We start from the raw sequence: 1,661 nt of genomic DNA on the forward strand, positions 1-1,661 counted from the left end.
CAGCAGTTACTAAAGGACCCGTTTAATTCTTTTAAAGCATTTAAGGGGACGGGACAAGTAGGAACAGTGAATATAAAATTAAGTAGTAATTTAACGGATCACATTCTTACACGTCATTCTGTAAATAGTACCAAGAACCAACTACCATATCTTCAAAAGAAAATGTCAGACCAACAAATTAATGAGATGTTAAGTAAAAAATCATTTTTTAATAAAGAATGGTCGGACAACAAAATAATTAATGCATCTACGTCAGCTGTGAACAAATTAAAGCAACAGGGTATAAGTGACGGACTGCATACAGTTAGTGTTTTTGGTGAAAAGATTAAAGTGTATATTAGGAATGGAAATGTCGATTCCGTTTATGGAACTCATATTTACAAAATGGCAGATTTGTTAGAATAGAGGTGAAAGAATATCTTTACTATATCCTTTAAAGCATATGATAATTTCGATATGATCAAACAATTATCTGCTGAAGAGTTTGATCGTACCATACAAGATATAAATGGTGCAATTGAACTGAATTTTAATGGTTGCAAGTATGGTATGTTCTTTGATGATTGTCCATTCGGTGAAGAACGGTTGTTGAGATGGTTTATTGACCTGTTAAATATAGCTGAAAAAATAAAAACACATCACTACATTGCATATCGAATTCCAGATAGTTCAAATTTGTGGCTAGAATTTATTTCACAAGAGATAGAATTAAGTGTGAGTTTAGTAGAAGATATGGATAGAGATTCAATATTAGACCTATATATTTATCAGCCGCATAAAGAATTCAAATACTCACATTGGAAAGAAAGTAAAATTAGAAAAACTTCATTTATTGATGAAGTTATATTAAATTCACAGAAATTATTGAATTTTATATCTGTTTTAAATCCACAACTATTAGAGTGCGGAACAATACAAATGATAAACGCCAAAATGAATAATTTTAAGGAATAATTCAGGGGTTATGAGAGTGTTCTGGAAACGACTATTCAAATTTATGAAGAGCTTAGAGAGCGTGAAATAATGAATAAAACGATAAAAGATTTTTATTTATTGAATCAACAAAAACAGACAGTGGAAACCGAGTATGCATTGGATAACTGGTATAACAGATTAATTGACAAAACTGAGGCAGAAGTCGACTTAACGGATGTTTGTAAGATGCTATTACAAAATGTTTTTATTGAAATTGCAATAAAAAAAGCGATGGATATATTAGATGAAAATCCGATTGCTGGTGATATGTATGATGGTCAGGTTTTAGAATTACTTTATTCAGTTAATTTAACTAAATTTGAAGATTTATGTAAACTCAGAATGATCCTAAAGAAGATCAATATTAGGCTTTCAAGTTTAGAATGGTCAAATGAAGAGGATAGGAAAGAATATAGCGATATATTAGAAAACTTTATGAGGATTGTGCATCTCTAAAGTTGCTGTTTAAGAGTTCACAATCCAAAGATGTTTATATCAAAAATGGTTTTTGTATAACTTTAAAACCTTGAATGGTCAGTCTTAGACAACCTCTCAAGGTTTTCTTTATTAGCAAAAAATTATATAGCCCAGTTCAGCTATACACCGCTGGATCAGGTGAAGACGTCAAGTGAGTTTAACGAACGGTATACGTACGACGGACGTTATAACCGCTTGACCTTGGAGAG

Annotated in this window: 3 protein-coding genes; all 3 read left to right on the plus strand. The window is 31.2% G+C overall.

Annotation, left to right across the window (positions count from 1 at the left end):
• The coding region (locus H509_RS0102125) for an EndoU domain-containing protein (protein WP_028543620.1) at window positions 1-405 on the plus strand (405 nt) is incomplete at its 5' end.
• Window positions 406-456: 51 nt separating this feature from the next.
• Complete coding sequence (locus tag H509_RS0102130) at window positions 457-954, plus strand: hypothetical protein (protein WP_028543621.1); 498 nt, start codon at window positions 457-459, stop codon at window positions 952-954.
• Between the two features lie 69 nt (window positions 955-1,023).
• Entirely contained in the window at window positions 1,024-1,431 is a 408-nt protein-coding gene (locus H509_RS0102135; protein WP_028543622.1) for a contact-dependent growth inhibition system immunity protein, read from the plus strand.
• Window positions 1,432-1,661: the final 230 nt, after the last annotated feature.

This window comes from Paenibacillus taiwanensis DSM 18679 (assembly GCF_000425125.1).
Taxonomy (GTDB): domain Bacteria; phylum Bacillota; class Bacilli; order Paenibacillales; family Paenibacillaceae; genus Paenibacillus_B; species Paenibacillus_B taiwanensis.